The 19,725-nt window shown below is 66.2% G+C and carries 15 protein-coding genes; 6 read left to right on the forward strand and 9 right to left on the reverse strand.

What is annotated here, in order from left to right; all coding sequences use genetic code 11:
• Nucleotides 1–27: 27 nt before the first annotated feature.
• Nucleotides 28–3,024 (reverse strand): Rne/Rng family ribonuclease, encoded by a 2,997-nt coding sequence (locus WCE59_RS01300; protein ID WP_343256890.1) that lies wholly within the window; start codon nucleotides 3,022–3,024, stop codon nucleotides 28–30.
• Between the two features lie 499 nt (nucleotides 3,025–3,523).
• Between WCE59_RS01300 and WCE59_RS01305 the strand changes: the two genes are divergently transcribed.
• Nucleotides 3,524–4,516, forward strand: coding sequence for an RluA family pseudouridine synthase (locus WCE59_RS01305; RefSeq protein WP_343256891.1), 993 nt, complete (start codon nucleotides 3,524–3,526; stop codon nucleotides 4,514–4,516).
• Between the two features lie 15 nt (nucleotides 4,517–4,531).
• Here the strand turns inward: WCE59_RS01305 and WCE59_RS01310 are convergent, their stop codons facing one another.
• Nucleotides 4,532–4,873 (reverse strand): 4a-hydroxytetrahydrobiopterin dehydratase, encoded by a 342-nt coding sequence (locus WCE59_RS01310; RefSeq protein ID WP_343256892.1) that lies wholly within the window; start codon nucleotides 4,871–4,873, stop codon nucleotides 4,532–4,534.
• Nucleotides 4,874–4,957: 84 nt separating this feature from the next.
• Between WCE59_RS01310 and WCE59_RS01315 the strand changes: the two genes are divergently transcribed.
• A complete protein-coding gene (locus WCE59_RS01315; RefSeq protein ID WP_343256893.1) occupies nucleotides 4,958–5,551 on the forward strand; it encodes an NfuA family Fe-S biogenesis protein in 594 nt (197 codons plus the stop codon).
• Nucleotides 5,552–5,582: 31 nt separating this feature from the next.
• Nucleotides 5,583–6,995: a hypothetical protein gene (locus WCE59_RS01320; protein WP_343256894.1), complete on the forward strand. Its 1,413-nt coding sequence runs from the start codon at nucleotides 5,583–5,585 to the stop codon at nucleotides 6,993–6,995.
• Nucleotides 6,996–7,073: 78 nt separating this feature from the next.
• Here the strand turns inward: WCE59_RS01320 and WCE59_RS01325 are convergent, their stop codons facing one another.
• Together WCE59_RS01325 and WCE59_RS01330 are read right to left on the reverse strand one after the other, a co-directional pair.
• Nucleotides 7,074–7,478 carry a c-type cytochrome gene (locus WCE59_RS01325; RefSeq protein ID WP_343256895.1) on the reverse strand — a complete coding sequence of 135 codons (405 nt, stop codon included), beginning with the start codon at nucleotides 7,476–7,478 and terminating at the stop codon, nucleotides 7,074–7,076.
• Nucleotides 7,479–7,486: 8 nt separating this feature from the next.
• Nucleotides 7,487–7,831, reverse strand: a complete 345-nt coding sequence (locus tag WCE59_RS01330; RefSeq protein WP_343257098.1) for a c-type cytochrome — start codon at nucleotides 7,829–7,831, stop codon at nucleotides 7,487–7,489.
• A 229-nt stretch (nucleotides 7,832–8,060) separates the two neighbouring features.
• On the opposite strand from WCE59_RS01330, the gene WCE59_RS01335 reads away from it, so the two are divergent.
• Genes WCE59_RS01335 through WCE59_RS01345 form a run of 3 tightly spaced genes read left to right on the forward strand, consistent with a single transcriptional unit; the run spans nucleotide 8,061 to nucleotide 15,681 of the window.
• Nucleotides 8,061–9,191: an efflux RND transporter periplasmic adaptor subunit gene (locus WCE59_RS01335; RefSeq protein WP_343256896.1), complete on the forward strand. Its 1,131-nt coding sequence runs from the start codon at nucleotides 8,061–8,063 to the stop codon at nucleotides 9,189–9,191.
• Nucleotides 9,188–12,616 (forward strand): efflux RND transporter permease subunit, encoded by a 3,429-nt coding sequence (locus WCE59_RS01340; RefSeq protein WP_343256897.1) that lies wholly within the window; start codon nucleotides 9,188–9,190, stop codon nucleotides 12,614–12,616. The genes WCE59_RS01335 and WCE59_RS01340 overlap by 4 nt, the downstream gene beginning before the upstream one ends.
• The gene (locus WCE59_RS01345) at nucleotides 12,613–15,681 is read left to right on the forward strand and encodes an efflux RND transporter permease subunit (RefSeq protein ID WP_343256898.1); all 3,069 of its coding nucleotides are present in this window, start codon (nucleotides 12,613–12,615) and stop codon (nucleotides 15,679–15,681) included. The genes WCE59_RS01340 and WCE59_RS01345 overlap by 4 nt, the downstream gene beginning before the upstream one ends.
• A 30-nt stretch (nucleotides 15,682–15,711) precedes the next feature.
• Here the strand turns inward: WCE59_RS01345 and WCE59_RS01350 are convergent, their stop codons facing one another.
• The 5 genes from WCE59_RS01350 to ykgO form a co-directional block, all read right to left on the reverse strand.
• Complete coding sequence (locus WCE59_RS01350) at nucleotides 15,712–16,920, reverse strand: TraB/GumN family protein (RefSeq protein ID WP_343256899.1); 1,209 nt, start codon at nucleotides 16,918–16,920, stop codon at nucleotides 15,712–15,714.
• A gap of 24 nt (nucleotides 16,921–16,944) precedes the next feature.
• The gene (locus WCE59_RS01355) at nucleotides 16,945–17,829 is read right to left on the reverse strand and encodes a carbon-nitrogen hydrolase (RefSeq protein ID WP_343256900.1); all 885 of its coding nucleotides are present in this window, start codon (nucleotides 17,827–17,829) and stop codon (nucleotides 16,945–16,947) included.
• 38 nt (nucleotides 17,830–17,867) lie between these two features.
• A complete protein-coding gene (locus tag WCE59_RS01360) occupies nucleotides 17,868–18,920 on the reverse strand; it encodes an agmatine deiminase family protein (RefSeq protein WP_343256901.1) in 1,053 nt (350 codons plus the stop codon).
• A gap of 18 nt (nucleotides 18,921–18,938) precedes the next feature.
• Nucleotides 18,939–19,319, reverse strand: coding sequence for a hypothetical protein (locus WCE59_RS01365; RefSeq protein ID WP_343256902.1), 381 nt, complete (start codon nucleotides 19,317–19,319; stop codon nucleotides 18,939–18,941).
• A 151-nt stretch (nucleotides 19,320–19,470) separates the two neighbouring features.
• A complete protein-coding gene (gene ykgO / locus WCE59_RS01370; protein ID WP_333910734.1) occupies nucleotides 19,471–19,596 on the reverse strand; it encodes a type B 50S ribosomal protein L36 in 126 nt (41 codons plus the stop codon).
• Nucleotides 19,597–19,725 lie beyond the last annotated feature (129 nt).

Consider the following 19,725-nt stretch of genomic DNA (forward strand, 5'->3'; position numbering starts at 1 on the left):
CGTCTGCGCAGCTCGTGCGCAGGCCGGTCAGGCGCTGCGCGGATGGTCTTCGTTCCCGGTCGTTGCAACTTCACCGTTGGCAGGCTGTTCTTCAGCAGGCTGTTCTTCGGGCTCGTCCTCGACAACTGCAACGGGTGCAGACTCGGGTGTCGACACAGGTTCGGGTGCCGGTGTCTCCATGGGCGCGGGAGCAGGAGCAGCCTGCTCGGCAGCCTCGGTGACCAGTGCAGTGACCTGCGCCGGCTCCGGTTCCGGGGCTGGCTCTGCGGCCGGCTCTGCGGCGACTTCCGGCGCTTCCGCCTTCACTTCCAGAGCCTCAGCCTGGCTGACCTCCGTTGCGGCGTTGCTGTCGGCAGCCGTCGCGGCTGCTTCAGGCTGCGAAAGAGCGGCTGCAGGGGCTGCGTCGCGCACAGGGTCGACTGCGTCCGCTGAGGCTGCGACCGCAGGTGCGGAAGCCTTGCGGCTCCTGCGCGGCGGACGGGAAGCAGGCTCGCGTTCCGGTTCCGCCGGATCTGCTGTGCTCGAACCGTCTTCGAAATCGAATTCCGGCTGGCTTGCCTGGGCGGCAATGACCTCGGCCGCCGCTTCGACATCTTCCGAAGTCTCGTCCAGCGCGTCCACCGAAGTTTCGGCATTTGCCCCGCCCCGGCGACGACGGCGGCCGCCACGACGGCCACGGCGCCTGCGCGGCGTCCCGTCTTCAGCGGTTGGGGTCTGATCGTCGGGTCCCGTGGATGCCTGGGCGTCGGCAGCACCTTCAGCCGCTTCACTGGCGATCACGGCCGGAGCATTGTCAGTCTCGGGATGCGTGGGCGTGGGCCGGCTATCAGCTTTGCTCGCTGCAACGGCACCAGCTGCCACTGCCGCAATGGCGGTTTCTTCGGTAGCCGGGGTCAGGCTGTCTTCGCGACCCTGGGTGTCAGGGGCCTGCTTTTCCGCACCCTGTCTCTGCCGCTGCCCGCGGCCGGACTGGGACTGCTTCTGGCCACTCTTGGCGCGACCCTGCTGCTGGCGGTCGTTCTGCTCCCGATCGGACTGCTCGCGGTCAGGCTGCTCGCGACCCGACTGGCCGCGTCCCTGCTGGTTTCCCTCGTCCTTCGCCTGGGCCTGTTTACGGCCCCTGCGCTGCTGCGGCTGCTGGTCGTCACGACGCTCGTTGCTGTTGCCGCGACGCTCTCCGTTGCGACCCTGGCGACCGTTGGAGCGGCGCTGCTGGCCACCGCGCTCGGAACCCTTGCCGGCAGAGTCACGGTCACGGTCGCGACGCGCCGGCTGTGCGGCTTCCGGAGACGGCGCCGGCCCGAACAGGCTCTTGACCCACGCAACCAGTCCACCAGCAGCAGGCGCTGCGGGCGTCGGTGCGGGAGCGGCTGCGGGAGCAGGAGTTGGAGCTGGTGCTTCCTCGCGCGGTTCGCGCACCGGAGCCGGCTGTGACGGACGGACATTCTTGATTGCGGCCGCAGGCGGCACGTTCAGATTGGACTTGCTCAGGGCAATCGTGGATACCTTGCGTGGCGTACCACGCTGATAGCTCGGGCGGTTTGTTTCATCGCCCAGCTCGTTGTCGCGGACCCGCGAAACTTCATAGTGCGGGGTCTGCAGGTAGCGGTCGGCAACGATCACGATCGGTGTGCTGTGCCGCCCTTCGATCTCGGCCAACGCTGCGCGCTTTTCATTGAGCAGGTAGTTGGCGATATCCAGCGGCGCCTGCACCAGGATCTGCCCGGTGTTGTCCTTCATCGCGTGCTCCTCGGCGACGCGGATGATCGACAGGCTCAGGGACTCGACGCTGCGCATGCGGCCATGGCCTTCGCAGCGCGGACAGACGATCTGGCTGGATTCGCCCAGCGAGGCGCGCAGCCGCTGACGGCTCATTTCCAGCAGGCCGAACTTGGAAATGCGGCCCAGCTGCACGCGTGCGCGGTCGTACTTGAGTGCGCCCTGCAGGCGGTTCTCGACTTCCCGCTGGTTCTTGTTGGAGGACATGTCGATGAAATCGATCACCACCAGGCCGCCCAGGTCGCGCAGGCGCAGCTGGCGGGCCACTTCGTCGGCGGCCTCCAGGTTGGTGTGGAACGCGGTTTCCTCGATGTCGCCGCCGCGCGTGGCGCGGGCCGAGTTGACGTCGACCGCGGTCAGCGCTTCGGTCTGGTCGATCACCAGCGCGCCGCCGGAGGGCAGGCGGATGGTGCGCTCGTAGGCGTTCTCGATCTGCGATTCGATCTGATAGCGATTGAACAGCGGAGTGTCGTCGGTGTAGTGCTTGAGCTTGCGCAGGTTGTGCGGCATGACCTGTTCGACGAACTGCTTTGCCTCCTCGAACATCTCCGGCGTGTCGACCAGGATCTCGCCGATGTCGGCGCGCATGTAGTCGCGCAGCGCACGGGTGATCAGCTGCGACTCCTGGTAGATCAGGAACGGGGCAGGCTTGCTCAGCGCCGCGTCACAGATCGCCTTCCAGATACCCAGCAGGTAGTCCAGGTCCCACTGCAGCTCTTCGGCGTCGCGGCCGACGCCTGCGGTGCGGATGATCACGCCCATCTCGTCGGGGATGGCGAGCGCGTCCATTGCCTGCTTGAGCGCGGCGCGGTCGTCGCCCTCGATGCGGCGCGAAACACCGCCCGCGGTCGGGGAGTTCGGCATCAGCACCATGTAGCGGCCGGCCAGCGAGATGAACGTGGTCAGCGCCGCACCCTTGGTGCCGCGCTCTTCCTTGTCCACCTGGACCACGACTTCCTGGCCCTCACGCAGCAGCTCGCGGATGCCGGCCTTGTGGTCGACGCCTGCCTGGTAATAGTCGCGGGAAATTTCCTTCAGCGGCAGAAAGCCGTGACGGTTGCCGCCGTATTCAACGAAAGCGGCCTCGAGCGAAGGCTCGAGACGGGTGATGCGGCCTTTATAGATGTTGGATTTTTTCTGTTCCTGGGACGGCTGCTCGATATCGATGTCGTACAGGGTCTGGCCATCCACGATCGCCACGCGCAGCTCTTCGGCCTGCGTGGCATTGATCAACATGCGTTTCATTGTTGCGTTCCTCGCGCGCTGCTACCGCGCGGAACGCCGTGGAGCGTTTCGTCTGGGGTGGCTTCAGGCTGCGCCAGCGGGAGCTGGGGATCCGCTTGCCGGGACGATATCCGCCCCGCGCCGCGGCGCGGCCTTCAGGTTGTTCCAGCGCTACGACACCACGGCAAGCCGCGGGAGCGCTTATTGTTTTCTGTTCGTCGTTACAGGACCGGCGGCGACTTCCAGCTGGGCCGGGAGACGCCGCACGGGGCATGTTCAGCACCATTCCAGGGGATGACCAATAGGATGTCCCGTTGAAACGGACGATGGCCGGGCTTGCCGATGAGCCGCTAACATGTCCGCCCCGAAGGCGGTGGCCGCGTACTGCAATCGGGATCGAGGGAGGTGGGTTTTCGGCCCGGTTTTCATGTTCCGGCATCGCCAAGGCGATACCAGCGCAACTCCCTGCGAAATCAAACCCTTATATCGCGCCGCGAGTGTAGCAGATCAAGAGGCACGCATGAGCCATCCGGACAGTACCGTTCCACCCTCCCGCGGCGCACATATGGTGCGGGTTTCCGAAGACCGGGACGGCCAGCGGTTGGACAATTTCCTGCTTGGCCAGCTCAAGGGCGCACCGCGCAGCCTGGTGTACAAGCTGGTGCGTTCCGGCCAGGTCCGGGTGAACGGGGGCCGGGCCAAAGCCGACCGGCGCCTGGTGGGGGGTGACGAGGTGCGGATTCCGCCGGTGCGGATGGAGGAGCCGGGCGAGCGGGCAACACCGCCGAAAGGGCTGATGAAGGCGCTGGACGAGGCGATCGTGTTCGAGGATGAGCGGCTGCTTGCGCTCAACAAGCCCAGTGGCGTGGCCAGCCACGGGGGCAGCGGGATCGGATTCGGCGCCATCGAAACCCTGCGGGCGCTGCGACCGGACCAGTCACTTGAGCTGGTGCACAGGCTCGATCGCGACACCTCCGGCATGCTGCTGTTTGCCAAGAAGCGCTCCGCGCTGACCCAGCTGCAGGCGCTGATGCGCGAAGCCGATGGCGACGCGCGCAGCGGCATTTCCAAGCGCTACCTGGCCCTGCTCGCGGGACGGATGCCGGACGGCACGATGACTGTTGATGCACCGCTGCACGTGGGGCTGCGCCAGGGTGGCGAGCGCCACGTGCAGGTCAACGAGGCCGGCAAACCGTCGCTGAGCCATTTCCGGCTGCTGGAGCGGCGTGGGGGGCATTCCTACTGCGAAATCCAGATTGAAACCGGCCGTACCCACCAGATCCGGGCGCACGCGCAGCACATCGGCTATCCCGTGGCCGGCGACGACAAATACGGCGACGCGGAGATCAACCGACGCCTGCGCGACAAGGTCGGGCTGAAGCGCATGTTCCTGCACGCGGCGTCGCTGGAGTTTTCACTGGATGGCGGCACGGCGCCCTACCTGCTGCACGCGCCGCTGGCGCCGGAGCTTTCCCAGGTGCTGGACGCCCTGGCCGGGGCGGGCAGAGCCTGAACAGCGGCGCCTGGATCATCCGGCCAGCGCGTCGGCCCTGGCTGCACAGATAAAGTCATTTTCAGACAGGCCGCCCACATCGTGGGTGGAATAGCGGACCACGCAACGGTCGTAGTGCACCCCCAGGTCCGGGTGGTGATCCTGGGCGTGGGCCATGAACGCCAGCGCATTCACGAAGGCCATGGTCCGGTAGTAGTCCTTGAAGCGGAAGGTCCGCACCAGCGCCTGGCCCTGTTCGGCCAGCTCCCAATCCGCCAGCTGGGGCAGGAGTTCGCGCACCCGGGCCTCGTCGAGGCGGTGCTCCGGCCTGCTGCGAGGCACGCAATCGGCCTGGGCAAGAGGGGTGGGGTCTGGCATGGCAGGGCTCCTGGGATATCGACGGCAGGGCTCCCGGTCGACTGGTGTTCGGAATACCGGGAGCAGGACGGATAGAATACCCGCATGATCCAGATCTCAGAGAACGCTCAAACCCACTTCCGCAAGCTGATCGAACGCGAGGACCTGCCCGGTCTTGGCGTGCGCCTTGCGGCCGTCCATCCCGGCACCGCCCAGGCTGACGTGCGCCTGGAGTTCACCGAGCCCTCCGACCTGAAGGGCGACGAGTGGGCGGTGGATTGCGAAGGCTTCACCCTGTGGCTGGACGCCGACAGCGTGAAGTTCCTCGACGGCGCGGACATCGACTTCACCACGCAGGCCACGGGTGGCCAGCTGCAGATCCGTGCACCGAAGATCAAGGGCGAAGCCCCGGGCGCCGGCGCTTCGCTGGTGGAACGCGTGCGCTGGCTGATCGAGCACGAAATCAATCCGCAGCTCGCCAGTCACGGTGGCCACGTGTCGCTGGAGGAAGTCACTGCCGACGGCGTGGTGATCCTGCGCTTTGGCGGTGGCTGTCACGGGTGCGGCATGGCCGACGTGACCCTGAAGCAGGGCATCGAGAAGACCCTGGTGCAGAAGGTCCCCGGCGTGACCGCGGTGCGCGACGCCACCGATCACGAGACCGGTACGGCGCCGTACATCAAACGCAGCTCGGGCTGAGCGGACGCCGCGGGTGGAAACCGGAGGGTGGTTGTGGTCAATCACGCCCGGCTGGCTGAGGGGCTGGGAGCCGCCCAGACGGGATGAACGTGGCCTGCGCATACTGGCGCGCACGGTTTCCTTCCTGTTGCACCTGGTGCTGGTGTTGGCGCTGTCCTGGTTGATGCACGCCCGTTTCGTACTGGCACCGGACGCTGATGCCCAGCGCGGCGAGCACGTGATCGAAGTGTCGTTCATCGGTACCGGTACGCCGGAAGAGGAGGGTGGGGGGATCGCGCCCGGGCAGGCAGATGCCGAGCCGGAGCCAGAAACCGCGTCTGTGCAGCCGGCTCCGCCACCCCCTCAACCACAACCCCCGCCACAACCAGCGCAACCTGCACTCCCTGAGTTGCTGGAAAGCGTGCCCGAGCCACTGCCTCCGGTCGAGCTCCCACCGATTGCGGAACAGCCGCTGGAGATCACCGAAACAGATCAGCCGGACGGCCCGTTACTGCTGCCGCCCATTCCACCGGTTGATATCGAGGCGCCGCAGATGCGGGCGGTGGAGGTTGCGCCACGCAGCCGCGAAATCGAACTGGCCGAGACCCCTGAGCTGGCAGCACCGGTGATTGCCACCCGGGAGCCACAGCCCCGCGAACTGGCCCAGCCCGAAGTCCAGATCCGTGAGCGGGAGGTGGCCCTGCCCCCTGCGCCGCAAAGCATCCCGCTGCCGGAGATCGCCTCACCATCTATCGAGGCGCCTGTACTGGACGCTCCGGTGCGCACTGCAAGGATCAGGGACGTGCCGATGCCGGCCGTGCAGGAGCCGGCGACGACCGCAAGTGACGCTGCAGGCGAGCCTGCCCCGACCGCAGCACCGCCCGCCAGCTCCACTGCGAGTTCGACTGCCACCCCAAGTGCCAGCAACCAGCCGGTTCCCGGACGCGGTCCGGCACCGGTCGTGCAGGAAGGCGGCTGGGACAGCCCGGTGCGTGATGACGACTGGGGCGATTCAAGTCGGGAGCGCGCCGGCGGTCAGGAAGGAACGGCGAGCCTGTTCAATCCCGATGGCAGCACGCGGCTGCCGGGTGACGGTCGGGTGGGGGGAGGCCTTCCCCCGGGCACCATTACCGAGGATTACGAACGCATCGACCGCATGGGAACCTGGCTCAAGCGGCCGCCCACCGACTACGAGCCGACCAGCCTGGACCGCTTCTGGATACCCAATGAAAACCTGCTGCAGGAATGGGTCCGGCGCAGCGTACGCACGGTGCTGATCCCGATCCCGGGCACCAATAAATCAATCCGCTGCGACGTGGTGACCCTCGCACTCGCCGGCGGCTGTGGAATCGTGGATCCGAACCTGCAGGACAATCCCGCTTCAGCGCGGCCGCCACCGGACGTGCCTTTCCGCCCGGAGCTGCACGAGGACCAGGAAGGCCTCAGCGACGACGTGTGGAATTGAACCTGGTGAAGGTGAACCCGGTGGAATTGAACCCGCGCTTGCCACCAACGTGCCGGCCCAAAGGGCCGGCCGGAACCGTCAGTACACCCCGCTGAGGTCGCTCAGCTGGGAGGGCTGGGAGGCGTAGAAAGCCGCCAGATCGGCGATCTGCTGATCGGTCAGCCCCCGGGCCTGGTTGGACATGAGCGAATGATCGCGCTGGCCGCTGCGGTACTGCTGCAACGCATGTCCCAGGTAATCCCCATATTGACCGCCGATTTTCGGGTAGGTCGGATCCAGCGGCTGGTTGCCGTCCGCACCATGGCAGTCCACGCAGGACTGGCCGGTGGCCTCGCCCTTGACGCTGGCCTGCAGTTCGCCGGCCTCGACGCGACCCTTGGGCAGTCCCGCCGATGAGCTTTCACCATCGGCCGGAGCGCAGGCGGTGAGCGCCGCTGCGGCGACGAAGAAGGAAACGAGTACGGCGTTTTTCGACTTGATCATGGCGTCCCTCACTTGTTCACGCTCGACAGGAAGGCGGCCAGGGCGGCGATATCCTGCTCGGAAAAGCTTTTGGCCTGGGCTTCCATGGTCGGATGACGGCGCGTGCCGCGTTTGTATTCGGTCAGCGCGTTGGTGAGGTATTCCTGAGATTGCCCACCGATCTTCGGCACCCGGTAGGCGGGGTAGGCGTTGCGGTACTCCCGGATGCCGTGGCAGCCCATGCAGGTGTAACCCAGCATGCGGCCTTCCTCGACGGAAGTTTCGACCGGCGCAGCAGCGTCCGGTTCCTGGGTGAACGCCGCGAAAGGCAGCGCGGAGAGTGCAAGACAAGCGGCAAGGTGCAGCGGTCGCATCATGTATTTTCCCGCGTTTTTGTTGGCTGGATGTAGCGTGACTGACTGCCATCTGGGCGCCGCCGATATCATCCCCCTCGGCGCTCCATCGGCGCAGTATAGCCTGCCGTACAATCGCTGCCCCAGCTGCCTGGATGGGCGTTGCCAGGACCACCGTGACCTTTGGCGGGCTTGCGTTTTACCGGTCCGGTGATATACATGACTACAACACCAAACAGAGTCGGCTCTCATGCTTGCAAGTTCTTCCAGGAGTGGTCAGCGCACGTGGCCGCTGTTGTTGATCGCCGCGCTGACGGTTCTGGCTGCCTGCAGCCGCCCGCAGGGTGATGCCCAGGCCGGCGACAGCGAGCAGGCGCCAGCCGTGCCGGTAGAGGTCGTGCAGGCCGCTCCCCGCACCATCGCCGCAAGCTATACCGGTACCGCCTCACTGGAACCGCTGGCCGAAGCCCAGGTGGTGGCCAAGACCTCCGGGGTGGCGCTGCAGGTGCTGGTGGAAGAAGGCCAGACAGTGAAGGCAGGCCAGGCACTGGTGCGTCTGGACCCGGATCGTGCGCGCCTTGCGGTAGCCCAGATCGAAGCCCAGATGCGCAAGCTGGAAAGCAATTACCGGCGTGCCGAACAGCTGGCGGCGCAGCAGCTGATCAGCGCCGGCGAGCACGACCAGATGCGCTACGACCTGGAGAATGCGCGCGCGTCCTACAACCTCGCGCGCCTGGAGCTGTCCTACACCACGGTGACCGCGCCGATCTCGGGGGTCATCGCCTCCCGATCGATCAAGACCGGAAATTTCGTCCAGATCAACACCCCGATCATGCGGATCGTGGACAACTCACGTCTGGAGGCCACGCTCAACGTCCCCGAGCGTGAACTGGCCACCCTCAAGGCCGGCCAGCCGGTGAGGATGCAGGTGGATGCACTGCCGGGCCAGGTGTTTGAAGGCCGGGTTGACCGGGTCGCACCGGTCGTGGACGCAGGCAGCGGCACCTTCCGGGTGATCAGCGTGTTTGCAGGCGATCAGCGACTCCAGCCGGGCATGTTCGGCCGCTTCCGGATCGACTACGACCAGCGCGCCGACGTGCTGACGATTCCGCGTCTGGCGCTGCTGGAGGATGAGGGCGAGCCAATGGTCTATCTGGTCCGTGACGGTATTGCCTACCGCACCGCGGTGGAGCCTGGTCACGTGGACGGCGGTTTTGTGGAAGTCGTGAGCGGACTGGCCGTGGGCGACCGGGTGGTCATCGCCGGCAAGGCTGCATTGCGCGATGGCAGCACCGTCCAGGTGATCGGCGACACGGCGGTCGATCCCGGGCCGACCGTCGCCGAAGAGGGCGCGCAGCAGGCAGACGGTAACGACCAATGAGCGGCGTGGTTGAATTCGCCACCCGGCGGCGCGTCACGGTTGCCATGGTGACCGTCAGCTTCCTGCTGTTTGGCCTGATCGCGCTGGGCAACCTGCGGGTCAACCTGCTTCCGGATCTCAGCTATCCCACCCTGACCGTGCGCACTGAATACACCGGTGCGGCGCCGATGGAAGTGGAGACCCTGATCACCGAACCCGCCGAGGAAGCGCTGGGCGTGGTCAAAGGCCTGCGCAAGCTCAAATCGGTCTCGCGCACGGGTCAAAGCGACGTGGTGCTGGAGTTCGCCTGGGGCACCGATATGGACCAGGCCAGCCTGGAGGTGCGCGACAAACTGGAGACGCTGCAGCTGCCGTTCGAAGTGCAGCCGCCAGTGCTGCTGCGCTTCAATCCGTCCACCGAGCCGATCCTGCGGGTGGCGCTGTCGGCCGCAGCCGAAGGCAACGAGGTCGGGCAGCTCAATTCCCTGCGCCGCTATGCGGACGATGATCTCAAGCGGCGACTGGAGTCGGTTCCGGGCGTGGCGGCAGTGCGCGTCGGCGGCGGCCTGGAAGATGAGATCCAGGTGGATCTGGATACCCAGCAGCTGGTGCGGATCGGACTGCCTATCGAGAACGTGATCCAGCGCCTGCAGCAGGAAAACATCAACCTGTCCGGTGGTCGGCTGGAGCAGGGCAACCAGCGCTATCTGGTGCGCACGGTAAACCAGTTCTCCAGCATCGATGAAATCCGCGACATGCTGGTGGCTACCCAGTCCGCCAGCGCGGGTGGTGGCGGGGCGGAAGAGGTCGCGCGGATTGCCGCGGCCTCGGGCGATGCGTCAGTGATGGCGGCGGCGATGTCCGCGCAGAGTGCGGCTTCGGCGGGCAATCGCGCGGTTGCCGATGGCCGGCCCGTGCGCCTGGGCGATATCGCCACCGTCACCCAGGGCTACAAGGAGCGCGAGGCGATCATCCGCCTGGACGGGCGCGAAGCGGTGGAGCTGGCCCTCTACAAGGAAGGCGATGCCAACACCGTGGCCACTGCGGACGCGGTGCACGCACGCATCCAGCAGATCCGTGAGCGGCTGCCGGCGGACATCACCCTGACCGTGGTCGACGACCAGGCCAAGTTCATCCGCGCTGCAATCAGCGACGTCAAAGTGGACGCGGTGATCGGCGGCGCGCTGGCGATCCTGATCATCTTCCTGTTCTTGCGCAGCGGCTGGAGCACGCTGGTGGTCGGGCTGTCGCTGCCCATTTCAATCATCACCACGTTCTTCGTCATGGGCCAGCTGGGCCTGAGTTTGAACGTCATGTCGCTCAGCGGTCTGGCGTTGGCGGCGGGCCTGGTGGTGGATGACTCCATCGTGGTGCTGGAAAGCATTGCCAAGGCGCGCGAGCGCGGGCTGGGCATCCTGGCCTCGGCGATCGAAGGCACGCGCGAGGTCAGCATGGCGGTGGTGGCATCCACCCTCACGATCATTGCCGTGTTCCTGCCGCTGGTGTTCGTGGAGGGCATCGCCGGGCAGCTGTTTGGCGACCAGGCGCTCACGATCGCGATCGCGGTTGGCGTGTCGCTGCTGGTCGCGGTCACCCTGATCCCGATGCTCAGCTCGCTCAAGGGCAGCCCGCCGCTGGCGTTCCCGGACGAAACAGTCCGCCAGCCGTGGCGGCCGCAGCGGCTTTGGCAGAAGCCGTTTGCCGCACTGGGCCGTTGGATCAGCGCTGCGGTGCGAAAGACGCTGTATCTCGTGTCGTGGGTGGTGGTGCGGGCGTGGCGGCTGCTGACAGCCGTGGTCGCTCCAGTGGCAGATCGCGCCAGCGGCGGCGCAATGCATCTGTACGACCACGCCGAGACGCGCTACCTGCGGATGCTGCCGCGTGCGATTGCCCGCCCGGGCCTGGTGCTCGGCATCGCCGCCGGAGCGTTCGCACTGGCCTTGATGGCCGTGCCGATGCTGGGAACCGACCTGATCCCGCAGCTTGCCCAAGATCGTTTTGAAATGACCGTCAAGCTCCCGCCGGGCACCCCGCTGCGGGAAACCGACCGGGTGGTGCGCGAGGTGCAGGCCAGGCATGCCGGGGACCCGGGCATCCAGGTGCTGTTCGGCGTCAGCGGCACCGGCACGCGGCTGGATGCCAGCCCCACCGACAGCGGCGAGAACGTCGGCAAGCTGAGCGTGGTGATGGAGGGAGGTGGCAGCCGTGCATTGGAGGCGGAGCTCATCCAGCGCCTGCGCACCACCGTCAGCGTGTATCCGGGCGTGCAGGTCGACTTCAGCCGGCCATCGCTGTTCAGTTTTTCCACGCCGCTGGAGATCGAGCTGCAGGGCCAGAACCTGGATGCACTGGCCGCGGCCGGGCAGAAGATGGCCGCCATGCTGCGCGCCAACCCCAACTACGCCGATGTGAAAGCAACCGGTGAGCAGGGCGCGCCGGAGATCCAGATTGTGTTCGACCAGGAACGTGCCGGCTCGCTGGGCCTGACGACGCGCGAGATTGCGGACGCCGTGGTGCGCTCGGTTCGCGGCGAGGTGGCCACCCGCTACAATTTCCGCGACCGCAAAATCGACGTGCTGGTCAGGGCGCAGGAAAGCGAGCGCGATTCGGTGGAACGGATCCGCAACCTGGTGATCAACCCCGGCGCCGCCCGGCCGGTCCGTCTTGCTGCGGTCGCAGACGTGGTGGCGACCGTGGGTCCGAGTGAGATCCACCGGGCCGACCAGGGACGGGTAGCCATGGTTTCGGCCAACCTGGCTGGAATCGACCTGGGCACGGCCGTGGCCGAGGTCCAGCAGATGGTGGCTGACGACCCGCTGGGCGCGGACATTTCCATGCACATCGGCGGGCAGGGCGAAGAACTGGGCGAATCTATCCGGTCGCTGATGTTCGCCTTCGGCCTGGCCATTTTCATGGTGTATCTGGTGATGGCCTCGCAGTTCGAGTCGCTGCTGCATCCGTTCGTGATCCTGTTCACCATCCCGCTGGCGATGGTGGGCGCAGTGCTGGCGCTGCTGGTCACCGGCAACACGATTTCGGTGGTGGTGTTCATCGGGCTGATATTGATGGTGGGCCTGGTGGTGAAGAACGCGATCATCCTGATCGACAAGGTCAACCAGCTGCGCGAAGCCGGCGTGGCCAAGCGCGAGGCGCTGGTCGAGGGGGCGCGTTCGCGTCTGCGGCCGATCGCCATGACCACGCTCAGCACGCTGTTCGGGTTCCTGCCACTGGCGCTGGCGTTTGGTGAAGGTGCCGAAGTGCGATCGCCGATGGCGATCACGGTGATCGGCGGCCTGCTGGTGTCCACGCTGCTGACCCTTTTGGTGATCCCGGTGGTGTACGACCTGCTCGATCGCCGCGGCGATGCCTGGTACGCAGAGCGCGGCCGACGGGCGCGGCTGGGTGCGGCGGCGGATGAGGGCGGTCCGGAGCAGCAGCTGGCATGAGCCTCGCCGAGCTGAGCCTCAAGCGTCCGGTCACCACGGTGATGCTGTTTGTATCGCTGTTCGTGGTGGGCCTGATCGCCGCGTTCCGTTTGCCCCTGGAAGCACTGCCGGACGTATCGCCCCCGTTCCTGTACGTGCAGCTGCCCTATCCGGGATCGACGCCGGAAGAGGTGGAGCGCAACGTGCTGCGGCCGGTGGAGGAAGCGCTGGCCACCATGACCGGCATCAAGCGCATGCAGTCCAACGCCACCGCGGACAGCGCGGGCGTGTTCATGGAGCTTTCGGACTGGGATCGGGACACCGCCATTGCCGCGTCCGAGGCGCGTGAACGTGTGGATGCGGTGCGCGGTGAACTGCCGGACGACTTCCGCCGCTATCTGGTACTCAAGTTTTCCACCAGCGACCAGCCGGTACTGCGGGTGCGGCTGGCCGCCGAAACCAACCTGACCGGCGCCTACGACCTGCTTGATCGCCAGCTCAAGCGGCGTATCGAACGGGTGCCGGGCGTAGCCCGGGTGGATATCAGCGGAGCGCCGCCAAACGAGGTGGAGATCGCGATCGATCCCGATCGATTGAGCGCACATGGGCTGGAACTGAATGCCCTGGCCGCGCGCCTGCAGACGGTGAATTTCTCGGTTTCCGCCGGTTTGATCGAAGACGGCGGACAGCGGCTGCGGGTCCAGCCACTGGGAGAGATCAGCGACCTGCAACAGCTGCGCGACCTGCCGCTGAATGAACGCGGCCTGCGCCTGGGCGATGTCGCGGACGTGCGCTTCAAGCCTTCGCGCATGGACTCCGGCCGACGCCTGGATGGTCGTTCAGCGGTGGGCCTTGAGATCTACAAGGAGCGCGATGCCAACCTGGTGGATGTCTCGCGCCAGGCGCTTGCCGCGCTGGAGGAAGCACGCGAGCACCCCGCGCTGCGCGGCATTGATTTCCGGGTGATCCAGAACATGGGCGATGAGGTCACCGACTCTTTGATGGAGCTGGCCGAGGCGGGTGTGATCGGCCTGCTGCTGTCGATCGTGGTGCTGTTCTTCTTCCTGCGTCACTGGCCGTCAACGCTGATGGTCACTCTGGCAATCCCGATCTGTTTCGTGATGACGCTGGGCTTCATGCATTTCTTCGGGGTGACGCTCAACGTACTCAGCCTGATGGGCCTGCTGCTTGCCGTGGGCATGCTGGTCGACAACGCGGTGGTAGTGGTGGAGAGCATCTACCAGGAGCGCGAGAAGGTACCCGACCAGCCCTGGCGCGCATCGGTGGTGGGCACCCGCAACGTGGCCATCGCGCTGTCGGCGGGCACCATCTGCCACTGCATCGTGTTCCTGCCCAACCTGCTGGGCGAGACCAACACCATCAGCATCTTCATGACCCAGATCGCGATCACCATTTCGGTGTCGCTGCTGGCCTCGTGGCTGGTGGCGGTGAGTCTGATCCCGATGCTGTCCGCACGCATGAAGACGCCGGCCGCCGTGCATCGCCCTGGCGGTCTGATTCCGCGTATGCAGCGGGGCTACGCCCGCGTATTGCGCTGGAGCCTGGAGCATCGCGGCTGGAGCGTGGCTGGGATCGTGCTGGTGATTGCCGCCAGCCTGGTGCCGATGACGCAAACCAAGTTCGACCTGTTTGGCGGTGGTGACGCGGGCGAGCTGCAGATCTACTACCAGTGGAAGGGCAGCTACACGCTGGACCAGGTCTCCGACGAAGTGATGCGGGTCGAGCGCTACCTGGATGAGAACCGCGAGCGGTTCCGTATCACCCAGGTGTATTCCTGGTTCGGCGAGCAGGGCGACGCCGGCACCGCGATCACCCTGGACGGCAGCGTGGCCGATACCAGGCCGATCGCCGAAGCGATCAGCGCCGGCCTGCCTGTTTCCGCGCGTGCCGACATCGGCGTGCGCGGCAGCGACGAGCAGGGTGGGGGGCTGGGACAGAATGTGCAGGTGCAGCTGGTTGGCGACAGCATGGAGGTACTGCGCGACCTGGGCCAGGACCTGGTGCCGATCCTTGCCCAGCGGCCAGAGCTGCGCGACGTACGCATCGAAGCCGGGGACCGTGCCAACGAGCTGAGCGTGCGGGTGGACCGCGAGCGTGCGGCGGCGTTCGGCTTCACTGCCGAACAGGTCTCCACGTTCGTCGGCCTGGCCCTGCGCGGCAACCAGCTGCGCGAATTCCGTCGCGGTGACAGCGAAGTGCCGGTGTGGGTGCGCTTTGCCGGCGCCGAGGAATTCAGCGCCGAGGACATTGCCACCTTCACCGTGCGCTCGCCGGACGGGCGCACCGTGCCGCTGCTGGCCATGGTCGATATTTCCGTCGATCCCGCCGCCAACCGCATCACCCGGACCGACCGGCAGACCGCGCTGGCGATCCAGGCCAACCTGGGCAGCGACGCCACCATGGCCGATGCCCGCGCTGCGATGGAGCAGACCCTGGGCGCGGTGGCGTTCCCGGCCGGCTACGGCTACAGCTTCGCCGGCAGCGGATTTGAAGAGGACCAGGAGGCGATGGGGCAGATGATGTTCAACCTGCTGCTGGCACTGGTCATGATCTACGTGGTGATGGCGGCGGTGTTCGAGTCGCTGCTGTTCCCCTCGGCGATCATGAGCTGCGTGGTGTTCTCGATTCTGGGCGTGTTCTGGCTGTTCTGGCTCACCGGCACCGCGTTCACGGTGATGGCCTTTATCGGCATCCTGGTGCTGATGGGCGTGGTGGTGAACAACGGCATCATCATGGTCGAGCACATCAACAACCTGCGCCGCACCGGCATGAACCGCACCGACGCGTTGGTGGCCGGCAGCCGCGAGCGCCTGCGCCCGATTCTGATGACCATGGGCACGGCGGTACTGGCGATGGTGCCGATCTCACTGAGTGAGACAGTGGTGCTGGGCGGGTTGGCCTACTCGCCGATGGCGCGCGCGGTGGCCGGCGGACTGGCGTTCTCCACCATTGTCAGCCTGCTGTTCCTGCCGACCATCTACGCGATCCTGGATGACCTGGCCAACAGCACCAAACGGACCCTGCGCCGCGCCCGCGGCGTTGAGTCCGTGCCAGAGCCAATCTGACTCCCGAAATGCAGGGTCGTCCGGCGCCGGTCAGGCCATCAGCTTGCCGGCGATCCGCAGGCCGGCGACCCACACGCCCAGGCTCGAGCCCAGGTTAGTCAGGATGAAGTTGAGCAGGGTCCGCGACACCCGGTTGCGGTACCAGCCGCGCAGGGTAGCGGCATCGTCGCGCAGGGCAAGGAAATCGCCGTAGGCGGGCTTGCGGAAGTGGGCTTCGACCAGACCGCTGAACAGTCCCGGCGATACGCCGGGCGGGCGGAACGGCTTGAGCGGCGCCGACACGGCCGCGGCGAGGACGCCGAGCGGATGCCCGGCCGCAAGGATCGTCCCCAGCGCTGCGAAGCCCGCGGTGATCAGCACCCACTGCAATACCAGCTGGCGGCCCACCTCGGCGCCTCCCTGCCAGTAGCCCCATCCGATCATGGCCAGGATCAGCACCATGATCGCAGTGCCGATCCAGCGCAGCCCGCGCGTGGGTGGAACATGCTCGAGCGTCTCCCGGGTGGTTTCCGGGAGGTCCTGGCTTTCGGCCAGATGCCGCGCCAGCCCGGCCAGGTGACCGGCGCCGACTACGGCCAGCACTTCCCTGGACCCCGACGGTACCTGGCGCAGACGCGCCGCCATATAGCGATCGCGCTCGGTGATCACGCTTTCATACAGGGCAGGGCTGCTCTGCGCGAATTCGCCGAAAGTCGATTCGAGAATATCGCCCTGCTTGAGCTTCTCGATCTCCTCCTCGCCCATTTCGTCGCTGCTGAGCAGGCCGGCAAACAGGCCGCTGGCCAATTTCAACTTGCCGAAGAAGCCCAGGCTGCCAGATGCCCGGCGGAAGGTCAGGCCGACATCGCGGTCGATCAATTCGAGTGCGAGGCCGCGCTCTTTGGCGACCGCAGCGGCCCGCTTCAGCTCGGCACCGGGCTCAATCCCCAGCTGTTCGGCCAGGCGGCGCTGATAGGCGGCCAATGCCAGGTTGGCGGCAAACATCGCCACGCGACCTTTGCGAATCACCTGCACTAGATCGAGCTTGGCCAGCGAGTCAGGATTGGTCAGGGCCTGCAAGCGGGCTTCGTCAAGTTCCACCGCCACGGTATCGAAGCCGCCGCTTTCAATCGCGTCTTCAACCGCGTCCACGCTGGCGTGGGACACGTGCGCGGTGCCAAGCAGGGTGTAGCGCACACCATCGCGCTCCACGACGGCGTGCGGCTGCTCCTGCCACAGGGAGGGCTGGGTATCTGTCATCTGTTGTTGGCCTGCTGTCAGGATTCAGTCGATGTAGCGGCGCAGCAGATCGGCGTAGGCGTCAATGCGACGATCGCGAAGGAACGGCCAGATCCGGCGCACGTCCTCGCTGCGGGCCATGTCGACCTCGGCCAGCAGTACCTCAGGATCGCCCCCCGCCTCGGCGAGGAATTCACCCTGCGGACCCAGCACGTGGCTGTTGCCCCAGAAGTCGACGCCCGAGGCGCCCAGCGGGGAGGTCTCGTGTCCGACCCGGTTGCAGGACAGCACCGGCAGGCCGTTGGCCACCGCGTGGCCGCGATGGCTGATGATCCAGGCGTCGCGCTGACGCTGTTTCTCGTCCTCGTCGTCGTCCGGATCCCAGCCGATGGCGGTGGGATAGAGCAGGATCTCGGCACCGGCCAATGCCATCAGGCGCGCGGCTTCCGGGTACCACTGGTCCCAGCACACCAGCAGGCCCAGCCTGCCGACGGAGCTGTCGATCGGGGTGAAGCCCATGTCGCCCGGGGTGAAGTAGAACTTCTCGTAGAAGCCCGGGTCGTCGGGGATGTGCATCTTGCGGTACTTGCCGAGCAGGGTGCCATCGGCTTCCAGGACCACGGCGGTGTTGTGATACAGGCCCGGCGCGCGGCGCTCGAACAGCGAACCGACGATGACCACGCCGTGCTGGCTGGCCAGCCGTGACAGGCGCTCGGTGCTGGGCCCGGGGATGGATTCCGCCCGGTCGAATTCATCCACCGATTCGTGCTGGCAGAAGTAGGGGCCGTTGTGCAGCTCCTGCAGCATCACCAGCTTTGCACCCGCGGCGGCGGCCTCGGCGACGCGGGTTTCAATGACGGCCAGGTTTTCCTCGACATCGCCGTGGCTGCGCTCCTGGATCAGCGCGACGGGAACAGTCTTGTTTCTCATTCGCACATTGTAGGGTGCGCCGCGGTTTGCCGTGCGGTTCACTCAGCCACGCTGCCCTCGGGCATCTGCATGGTGAGGCAATGCAGGCTGCCGTTCTGCCAGATCAGCGGACGACACGGGACCTGCACGATTTCGCGGCCGGGGAACGCCTCAGCCAGTACCGTAGCGGCCTGCTGGTCGGCTGGGTCGTCGTAGGCCGGCATCAGCACCGCGCCGTTGATGATCAGGAAATTGGCATACGAAGCTGGCAGGCGACGTCCGTCGTCCATGACCGGCGCCGGCCAGGGCAGCGGGAACAGGCGATACGGGGCGTCATCGCGGGTCCGCATTGCGGCAAGTTCGTCGGCCATTGCCTGCAGTTCGGCATGGTGGCTGTCGGCCGCGTCGTCACAGGATTGGTAAACGATCGCGTCCGGCGCGGCGAAGCGGGCGAGGGTGTCGATGTGGGCGTCGGTATCGTCGCCTTCCATGTAGCCGTGCCGCAGCCACAGGAAGCGATCCTGATGCAGCCATTTTCCCAGCTGCTGCTCCAGTTCAGCCTGCGACAGCGTGGGATGGCGCTCCTGCAAACAGCGCAGCGTGCTCAGTAACGTTCCCTCACCATCGGTTTCGATCGCGCCACCTTCCAGGGCAAAATCAATGGCCTGGAGACTATTGTTCGCAAAGATTCCAGCTTCCTGCAGCTGGCTGACGAGGCGATCATCGCGGGCGGCGCCGAACTTTCCGCCCCAGCCGGTGAAGCGGAAATCCAGCAGCCGGAACCCGTCGCCATCGCGCAGGGTCACCGGGCCGGTATCACGCAGCCAGGTGTCGTCGTATTCGACCTCCACAAACTGGACTCGTGACATGTCGATGCGGGCCGAGGCCAGCCGGGCGCGCGCGTAGGCTTCCACGTCCGCGTCGGCAACGCAGATCACCGCCGGCTGGAAGCGGGTAATCGCTTCCACCAGGGAGATGTAGCACTCCTCGATTTCCCCCAGCCGATCGGCCCAGTCGGTGTCAGCGTGGGGCCACGCGAGCAGCACCGCGGACTGAGGCTCCCACTCCGCCGGAAAACGCACCTGACCTTCAACCATGTGACCTGCAACCATGTGACCTGCAACCATGAATCAGCGGATGGCCGGCTTTGGGCCGGTTTCGTTCGCGGTGGCCTGGTTCAGGACGGCGTTGACCACCCGGTCCTGCTCGAAATACACCGTGAACTGCGGATACACCCAGCGATGGATCCTGGGCCACTGGCTTTTCTGACCGCCACGGGCGTCGAGCCGATCGCTGGGTGCGCCGAACTGCTGCTCCACCTGGCGCATGCTCAGGCCACGGGCGGGCAGGGCAACCTGGGACTGCGCTTCAACCCGTTCGATCAACAAAACGTCCGCGGATGCCGATCCCGCGATCGCAAGCAATGCGGCGGCCGGCAGGGCCAGCGCGGTGCGGATGCGGGCGCGATGGGTGCGTTGGTTCTCGACACGACTGACGACACGACGGTTCATGGCGCGTTCCTCCCCTCGATGTGAACGGGCGATTGTAAGCAGTAGCGGCGGGGACGCGTGGTTTTCGAAGGCCGGAAAAGATTCGGGGCCGCATTTCTGCGACCCCGAACTCACAACCGACCGGTGCGGCAACAGCCGCACGGCGCGAAACTCAGCGCTGGCGCGCCTTGAGACGCGGGTTGGATTTGCAGATCACGAAGACCTTGCCGCGACGGCGAACGACCTTGCAGTCGCGGTGGCGGGTCTTCGCCGACTTCAGGGAGGACAGGACCTTCATGACAAACCTCTGAAAATTGGAGCGGCGGAAATCAAGCCGCCAATCGTAGCGTTTTCACGCGCGAGGGGCAAGCGTCTGTTGTACGCGCAAGCGGCGACCCTTTGAATCGGGGTCCCGGCCCAGCGACCA

Origin of the sequence: Luteimonas qiangzhengi (genome assembly GCF_039548515.1) — a bacterium.
In the GTDB taxonomy this organism is placed as follows: Bacteria; Pseudomonadota; Gammaproteobacteria; order Xanthomonadales; family Xanthomonadaceae; genus Luteimonas.

Excerpts from the sequence above, each read along its gene's own strand:
- WCE59_RS01350 (WP_343256899.1), bottom strand. The coding sequence starts at position 16,920 with ATGACAGATACCCAGCCCTCCCTGTGGCAGGAGCAGCCGCACGCCGTC.
- WCE59_RS01335 (WP_343256896.1), top strand. The coding sequence starts at position 8,061 with ATGCTTGCAAGTTCTTCCAGGAGTGGTCAGCGCACGTGGCCGCTGTTG.
- ykgO (WP_333910734.1), bottom strand. The coding sequence starts at position 19,596 with ATGAAGGTCCTGTCCTCCCTGAAGTCGGCGAAGACCCGCCACCGCGAC.
- WCE59_RS01300 (WP_343256890.1), bottom strand. The coding sequence starts at position 3,024 with ATGAAACGCATGTTGATCAATGCCACGCAGGCCGAAGAGCTGCGCGTG.
- WCE59_RS01355 (WP_343256900.1), bottom strand. The coding sequence starts at position 17,829 with ATGAGAAACAAGACTGTTCCCGTCGCGCTGATCCAGGAGCGCAGCCAC.
- WCE59_RS01310 (WP_343256892.1), bottom strand. The coding sequence starts at position 4,873 with ATGCCAGACCCCACCCCTCTTGCCCAGGCCGATTGCGTGCCTCGCAGC.
- WCE59_RS01315 (WP_343256893.1), top strand. The coding sequence starts at position 4,958 with ATGATCCAGATCTCAGAGAACGCTCAAACCCACTTCCGCAAGCTGATC.
- WCE59_RS01330 (WP_343257098.1), bottom strand. The coding sequence starts at position 7,831 with ATGCGACCGCTGCACCTTGCCGCTTGTCTTGCACTCTCCGCGCTGCCT.
- WCE59_RS01325 (WP_343256895.1), bottom strand. The coding sequence starts at position 7,478 with ATGATCAAGTCGAAAAACGCCGTACTCGTTTCCTTCTTCGTCGCCGCA.
- WCE59_RS01360 (WP_343256901.1), bottom strand. The coding sequence starts at position 18,920 with ATGGTTGCAGGTCACATGGTTGAAGGTCAGGTGCGTTTTCCGGCGGAG.
- WCE59_RS01365 (WP_343256902.1), bottom strand. The coding sequence starts at position 19,319 with ATGAACCGTCGTGTCGTCAGTCGTGTCGAGAACCAACGCACCCATCGC.
- WCE59_RS01345 (WP_343256898.1), top strand. The coding sequence starts at position 12,613 with ATGAGCCTCGCCGAGCTGAGCCTCAAGCGTCCGGTCACCACGGTGATG.
- WCE59_RS01305 (WP_343256891.1), top strand. The coding sequence starts at position 3,524 with ATGAGCCATCCGGACAGTACCGTTCCACCCTCCCGCGGCGCACATATG.
- WCE59_RS01340 (WP_343256897.1), top strand. The coding sequence starts at position 9,188 with ATGAGCGGCGTGGTTGAATTCGCCACCCGGCGGCGCGTCACGGTTGCC.